Origin of the sequence: Streptomyces katrae (assembly GCF_000966975.1) — a bacterium.
GTDB lineage: Bacteria > Actinomycetota > Actinomycetes > Streptomycetales > Streptomycetaceae > Streptomyces > Streptomyces katrae.
In genome coordinates this window covers 1-6,614 of record NZ_JZWV01000397.1, presented here as the reverse complement: position 1 = coordinate 6,614, position 6,614 = coordinate 1, and the positions used below count along the sequence as shown (strand labels likewise).

The following is a 6,614-nucleotide window of genomic DNA, read 5'->3' as shown; positions in this document are numbered from 1 at the left end:
CGCAGGTACATCCGGAAGAGGGTGGCCACCTGGTCGTTGCGCGAGCGCCCGGCCCGCAGCTTGCCGCCGAGGTCGGGGCCGAGCCGCTCCAGCAGGCCCCGCTCCAGGGCGGTGTGCACGTCCTCGTCGGCGACGGTGCCCACGAAGGAGCCGTCGGCCACGTCGGCCTCCAGCCGGTCGAGGCCCGCGATCATGCGGTCGAGCTCCTCGGCCGTGAGCAGGCCCGCCTTGGCGAGCACGCGGGCGTGGGCGCGGGAGCCGGCGATGTCGTAGGGCGCCAGGCGCCAGTCGAAGTGGACCGACGCGGACAGCTTCGCGAGGGCCTCCGAAGGGCCGTCGGCGAACCGGCCGCCCCAGAGCCGGACGTCACCGTTGTTGCTGCTCACAGCTACTGCTCCTCATGAGGTGGAAGTGAACGGCCTCCCCGCCGCGGAGGTTGCGGGGAGGCCGTCCGGGTACAGCGTCAAACGATTCAGGCGGGGTCGCGACGCGCGGCGGTCCACGGCAAGAACAAGCATAACTATGCATTGCTCCGTATGTTTCGTCAATCGACTCCCTCCCCCACCGTGCTGACCAGGCCGTATATCGCGGGCGGGCCCACGAGCCGCCGCCTACCATCAGGGACGGATTCCAGCCGGGGAGGGCATATGTGGAGCGCGGCCGAGGACGCGGCCTGGGGGCGGGGCGTGGCCCGGGAGCTGGTGCACGGGAACACCGCGTCGGTGGCCGGCCGGCTCGTCGGGAACGGGCCGGAGGCCTGGATCGCCTTCGACCGGGAGGTGCGCCGCCTCCAGCGGTTCCGGGGGGTGTCCGTCGACCGGCTGGAGGCCCGGCTGTGCCACCCCCGACGGGCGGGTCCGCGCGTCGGCGCTCGCCGCGTGGCGCAACCCGCCGGTCCAGCTCGTCCTGATCCGGTGCGCCGACTGGGTCCCGCAGGTGCGCGAGCGCGCCCGCAGGGTCCTGGGCCGGGTACTGGCCCACCACCCCGTCCGAACCCGGGACCGGGCCCGCCGGGCGCTGAACCGGCCGGTGGCCGACGACCCCGCCCGCCTGCTGACGGCGCTCACCCCGCTCACCCTGCGGCTGGGCGAACGGGAGCACGGCGACTGGGCGGTGGAGCAGCTGGAGGCCGCGCTCAGCGGCCGGTACTCCTCCCTCGCCGCGTGGTGGCGCCCCGGGCTGCCCTCGACGACCTGGAGCTGGAACTCGCTGACCCTCGCGCAGCGCGAGGGCATGCTGGAGCGCCTGACGGGCAGCGCCGACCGGCCGACGCGCCGCTTCGGCGCCGGGGTGTCCCTCGCCTGCGGGCGGTACGGCGCGCGGGAGCTCGCCCGGCGGGCCGCCGCCGAGCACGATCCGGTGACCGGCCGGATGTGGACCGACGCCGCCCTGGCGGCCCTGGCGGCCGGCGGACCGGACGAGGGGGCGGTCGACGCCCTGCTCGGCTCGCGCTTCCCGGCGGTGCGGGCCGCCGGGGTCACCGCCCTGCGCCGGGCCGGGCGGGCGGAGGAGGCCGGCCGGTACCTCGCCGACCGGGCCGGGTCCGTACGCGCCTGCGCCCGCTGGCTGCTGCGCCAGGCCGGGGGCGACCCGTACGCGCACTACCGTGCGCTGGTCACGGATCCCGGGCGGGTGAGCCGGTACGCGGTGACCGGCTTCACCGAGGTGGCCGGGCAGGAGGACGTCCCGCTGCTGCGCGCCCTGCTGGAGCACCCCGGGGGCCCGGTGCGGGCCGCGGCCCTGGCGGGGCTGCGCCGGCTGGGGGCCCGCGTGGAGGCCCCCGTGCTGCTGGCCCTGCTGGAGGACTCCTCGGCGTCGGCGGCCCGCGAGGCCGCGCTGCAGCTGCTCCCGGGTGCCGGGCGGCTGGACTCCGCCGCGCTGGCCGACCTGACCGGCCCTGCTGCACGGCCGGGGCGGAAGCGCCGAACTCCGGGCTGCGGTGGCCCTGTTGGACGACCCGGACCCCGGTACGCGCTGCCGCGCACGGGAGCGGGTGGCCGGCTGGAACTGGCTCGCCACCCTGGACGAGGGAGAGGCGGCCCGCGCGGAGCTGGGCGAACTGCTGGCACGGGCGGCGCGGCTGCTGGGCGCCGACGAGCTGCGGCTGAACCACTCGCCCTGGAGCCGCCCGCTCCGCGGTTGACCCCCCTGACCACACCGCCCGCCCCCGGCCGCACCCCGTCGGCCACCCCCTCACGCCCACGGACCGCCCCGCGGCACCGCCACCCCGCAGGCACGGCGCCCGTGGGCGCGGGGCCGGCGGGCGTGGGGCCGGCGGGCGCCGCCGGGAAGGCGTGCGGTGCCGCCGAAAGGGGGCGCCGCCGGCCCTGGAGGGCACGGACGGGTCGTCCGATCGGGTGCCGGCGGTCTGCCTGCGCCGCTCACGGCCCCTCCGGGCCGTACCGTCGGCCGTGTGCTGCTGCGCAACGCTCTCGTCGCCGGGTCGCTGGTCCTCGCCGGACTGTGGCCGCACGGCCCCGCCCCGCTGCCCGAACGGCTCGCCGACACCGGCGGCGGCAGCCAGCTGATCATCGCCGTCGCACCCGCGCCCGGGTCCACCACGGGCCTGCTGACCTGGTGGGACCGGCGCGCGGGCCGCTGGTACGAGGCCGGGCGCGCGCCCGCCCGGTTCGGCGCGAACGGGCTGACCGAGGGGGCGACCCGGACCCAGGGCACGAACACCACCCCGACGGGCCTGTACGACCTCCCCTACGCCTTCGGCATCGCGCGGGCGCCGGCCGGGACGCAGTACGCCTACCGGCGGGTGACGGACCGTTCGTGGTGGTGCCAGGACAACGCCTCCACCGCCTACAACCGCTGGACGGAGCCGCTGCCCGCCGACTGCGCCCCCGGCGAGTCCGAGCATCTGGTGGCGTACGAGCGGCAGTACGCGCACGCGCTGGTCGTCGGCTTCAACTACGAGCGGCCGGTGCGCGGCCGGGGCGCGGGCATCTTCCTGCACGTCGACGGCAGGGGCGCCACGGCTGGCTGCGTCTCCGTGCCGGAGGGGGCGATGCGCGAGCTGCTGCGCTGGGCGAACCCGCGCCGCGCCCCGCACATCGCCATCGGTACCGAGGACGGGCCGCTCTCCGTGACCCGGTACTAGCCGGTACCAGGAGGTGCCTAGCCTTCCTTCTGCGCCAGGCGGAGCATGTGGTCGGCGAGGGCCTGACCGCCGGAGGGGTCGCGGCTGATGAGCATCAGGGTGTCGTCACCGGCGATGGTGCCGAGGACGGCGTGCAGTTCGGCCTGGTCGATGGCCGAGGCGAGGAACTGCGCCGCCCCCGGCGGGGTGCGCAGGACCACGAGGTTCGCGGAGGCCTCCGCCGAGATCAGCAGCTCGCCGGAGAGGCGCCGCATGCGCTCCTCCTTCGCCGACTCGCCGAGCGGGGCCTGCGGGGTGCGGAAGCCGCCCTCGCTGGGGACCGCGTAGATCAGCTCGCCGCCGGTGTTGCGGATCTTCACCGCGCCCAGCTCGTCGAGGTCGCGGGAGAGCGTCGCCTGGGTGACGCTCAGCCCGTCGTTGGCGAGCAGCCCGTCGTCGGCGAGCAGCTTGGCCAGCTGGCTCTGGGAGCGGACCGGCTGCCGGTTGAGGATGTCCACGATCCGGCGGTGGCGGGCGGTGCGGGTCTGCGGAACGGAGGGGCCGCCGTTCTGCTCGTGTTCCTGCGCCTGGCTCATCGTCGTCTCATTCTCCGGATCGTCCCGCTTCGTCGAGGATGCCGGGAAGTGCCCGGACGAACGCGTCCACCTCCGCCTCGGTGATGACGAACGGGGGCATCAGCCGTACGACGTCGGGGGCGGGCGCGTTGACCAGGAATCCGGCCTGCTGAGCCGCCAGCTGCACCTTCGGCGCGAGGGGCTCCGTCAGCACGATACCCAGCAACAGGCCCGAGCCGCGGACGTGGGAGACCAGCCCGTGACCGGAGGCTTCGATTCCGGAGCGCAGCCGCTCGCCGCGGGCCTTGACCCGGTCGAGCAGTCCGTCGGCGGCGATGGTGTCGATCACCGCGAGACCGGCGGCGCAGGCCACCGGGTTGCCGCCGAAGGTGGTGCCGTGCTGGCCCGGCTGGAGCAGCCCGGCGGTCGGGCCGAAGGCGGCCACGGCGCCGATGGGCAGGCCGCCGCCCAGGCCCTTGGCGAGGGTGACCAGGTCGGGCTCGACGCCCTCGTGCTGCTGGTACTCGAACCAGGTGCCGCAGCGGCCGATGCCGGTCTGGACCTCGTCGAGGGCGAGCAGGGTACCGGTGGCCCGGGTGATCTCACGGGCGGCCGCCAGGTAGCCGGCGGGCGGGACGACCACGCCGTTCTCGCCCTGGATCGGCTCGATGAGGACGAGCGCGGTCTCCTCGGTGACGGCGGCCCGCAGGGCCTCGGCGTCTCCGTAGGGGACGTGGGTGACCTCACCGGGCAGCGGCAGGAAGGGGGTCTGCTTCTTCGGCTGGCCGGTCAGCGCGAGGGCGCCCATGGTCCGGCCGTGGAAGCCGCCGTCGGTGGCGACCATGTGGGTGCGCCCCGTGAGCCGACCGATCTTGAAGACGGCCTCGACCGCCTCCGTACCGGAGTTGCAGAAGAAGACCCGGCCCTCGCGGCCGAACAGCTGCAGCAGCCGCTCGCCGAGGGCGATGACCGGCTCGGAGGCGAAGAGGTTGGAGACGTGCCCCAGGGTCTTCACCTGGGTGGTGACGGCCTCGACGATCGCCGGGTGGGCGTGGCCGAGGGCGTTGACCGCGATGCCGCCGACGTAGTCGGTGTACTGCTTGCCGTCCGCGTCCCAGACCTGCGCGCCCTCACCGCGTACGAGGGCCACCGCCGGGGTGCCGTAGTTGTCGGTGAGCGCGCCCTGCCAGCGGGCGGCGTATTCCTCGTTGTGCGTCACTGTGCTCCCCCTTGCGGTGCGTCGGGCCGGTCCGTCCCGGGCTGGTCCGCCCCGGGCTGCGGGTCGGGCAGGACCATGGTGCCGATGCCCTGGTCGGTGAAGATCTCCAGCAGGATGGAGTGCGGGACGCGTCCGTCGAGGACGCGGGCCGTCGGGACGCCGCCGCGCACGGCGTGCAGGCAGCCCTCCATCTTGGGCACCATGCCGCTGGACAGCTCGGGCAGCAGCTTCTCCAGCTCGCTGACGGTGAGCCGGCTGATGACCTCGTCGCTGTTGGGCCAGTCCGCGTAGAGGCCCTCGACGTCGGTGAGGACCATCAGCGTCTCGGCGCCCAGGGCGGCGGCCAGGGCGGCCGCCGCGGTGTCCGCGTTGATGTTGTAGACGTGGCCGTCGTCGGCGCTGCGGGCGATGGAGGAGATGACCGGGATCCGGCCGTCCGCGAGGAGGGCCTCGATCGCCCCGGTGTCGATGGAGGTGATCTCCCCGACCCGGCCGATGTCGACGAGCTCGCCCTCGATCTCCGGCTTGTGCTGGGTGGCGGTGATGGTGTGGGCGTCCTCGCCGGTCATGCCGACGGCGAGCGGACCGTGCTGGTTGAGCAGCCCGACCAGTTCCCGCTGGACCTGCCCGGCCAGCACCATCCGGACGATGTCCATCGCCTCGGGCGTGGTGACGCGCAGGCCCGCCTTGAACTCGCTGACGAGGCCTTCCTTGGCGAGCTGGGCCTTGATCTGCGGGCCGCCGCCGTGGACCACGACGGGCCTCAGGCCGGCCTGGCGCAGGAAGACCACGTCCTGGGCGAAGGCCGCCTTCAGGTCCTCGTCGATCATGGCGTTGCCGCCGAACTTGATGACGACGATCTTGCCGTTGTGGCGGGTGAGCCAGGGCAGGGCCTCGATGAGGATCTGTGCCTTGGGCAGCGCGGTGTGCTTCCTCGCGGCGCTCATGAGGAGTACGCGCTGTTCTCGTGGACGTACTCGGCCGTCAGGTCGTTGGCCCAGATGACCGCCGACTCGGTGCCGGTGGACAGGTCCGCGGTGATGTGCACCTCGCGGTCCTTCATGGAGACCAGGTCGCGGTCCTCGCCGACGGAGCCGTTCCTGCAGACCCAGACGCCGTTGATGGCGACGTTCAGGCGGTCGGGGTCGAAGGCGGCCTTCGTGGTGCCGATGGCGGAGAGCACCCGGCCCCAGTTGGGGTCCTCGCCGTGGATGGCGCACTTGAGCAGGTTGTTGCGGGCGATGGACCGGCCGACCTCGACCGCGTCCTCCTCGCTGGCCGCGCCGACGACCTCGATGCGGATGTCCTTGCTGGCGCCCTCGGCGTCGCCGATGAGCTGGCGGGCCAGGTCGTCGCAGACGGCGCGGACGGCGGCGGCGAAGTCCTCGTACGCCGGGACCTGCCCGGAGGCGCCGGAGGCGAGCAGCAGCACCGTGTCGTTGGTGGACATGCAGCCGTCGGAGTCCACCCGGTCGAAGGTGGTGCGGGTGGCGTCGCGCAGCGCCTTGTCGAGGGTGGCGCTGTCCAGGTCGGCGTCGGTGGTGAGGACGACCAGCATGGTGGCCAGGCCCGGGGCGAGCATGCCCGCGCCCTTGGCCATGCCGCCGACGGTCCAGCCGTCCTGGCCGGCGGTGGCCGTCTTGTGCACGGTGTCGGTGGTCTTGATGGCGATGGCCGCGGCCTCGCCGCCGTCGGCGGACAGGGCCGCCGCGGCCGTCTCGACGCCGGGCAGCAG

General features: G+C 74.5%; 7 protein-coding genes and 1 pseudogene. 3 read left to right on the top strand and 5 right to left on the bottom strand.

Translation table 11 applies throughout. The features are described 5' to 3' along the window. A partial coding sequence (locus VR44_RS15380; protein WP_045948048.1) for a lyase family protein occupies window positions 1–386 on the bottom strand: 386 nt, incomplete at its 3' end. Window positions 387–1,233: 847 nt separating this feature from the next. Here VR44_RS15380 and VR44_RS49130 point away from each other — a divergent pair. The 3 genes and pseudogenes from VR44_RS49130 to VR44_RS15365 all read left to right on the top strand — a co-directional run. Next, a pseudogene (locus VR44_RS49130) lies at window positions 1,234–1,836 on the top strand (HEAT repeat domain-containing protein); the annotation flags it as partial. A 112-nt stretch (window positions 1,837–1,948) separates the two neighbouring features. Beyond that, the gene (locus tag VR44_RS15370; RefSeq protein WP_157880309.1) at window positions 1,949–2,143 is read left to right on the top strand and encodes a hypothetical protein; all 195 of its coding nucleotides are present in this window, start codon (window positions 1,949–1,951) and stop codon (window positions 2,141–2,143) included. Between the two features lie 276 nt (window positions 2,144–2,419). Next, window positions 2,420–3,106 carry a L,D-transpeptidase family protein gene (locus tag VR44_RS15365; protein ID WP_045948049.1) on the top strand — a complete coding sequence of 229 codons (687 nt, stop codon included), beginning with the start codon at window positions 2,420–2,422 and terminating at the stop codon, window positions 3,104–3,106. A 17-nt stretch (window positions 3,107–3,123) separates the two neighbouring features. Here the strand turns inward: VR44_RS15365 and VR44_RS15360 are convergent, their stop codons facing one another. The 4 genes from VR44_RS15360 to VR44_RS15345 all read right to left on the bottom strand — a co-directional run. After that, entirely contained in the window at window positions 3,124–3,681 is a 558-nt protein-coding gene (locus VR44_RS15360; RefSeq protein ID WP_045948045.1) for an arginine repressor, read from the bottom strand. 7 nt (window positions 3,682–3,688) lie between these two features. Continuing rightward, complete coding sequence (locus VR44_RS15355) at window positions 3,689–4,879, bottom strand: acetylornithine transaminase (RefSeq protein ID WP_045948044.1); 1,191 nt, start codon at window positions 4,877–4,879, stop codon at window positions 3,689–3,691. Continuing rightward, window positions 4,876–5,826, bottom strand: coding sequence for an acetylglutamate kinase (gene argB, locus VR44_RS15350; protein WP_045948043.1), 951 nt, complete (start codon window positions 5,824–5,826; stop codon window positions 4,876–4,878). The genes VR44_RS15355 and argB overlap by 4 nt, the downstream gene beginning before the upstream one ends. Beyond that, on the bottom strand, window positions 5,823–6,614 hold a 792-nt coding region (locus VR44_RS15345), incomplete at its 5' end, for a bifunctional ornithine acetyltransferase/N-acetylglutamate synthase (RefSeq protein WP_045948042.1). The genes VR44_RS15345 and argB, both read right to left, overlap by 4 nt.

Coding starts and splice junctions, on each gene's coding strand:
- VR44_RS15360 (WP_045948045.1), bottom strand. CDS start 3,681: ATGAGCCAGGCGCAGGAACACGAGCAGAACGGCGGCCCCTCCGTTCCG.
- argB (WP_045948043.1), bottom strand. CDS start 5,826: ATGAGCGCCGCGAGGAAGCACACCGCGCTGCCCAAGGCACAGATCCTC.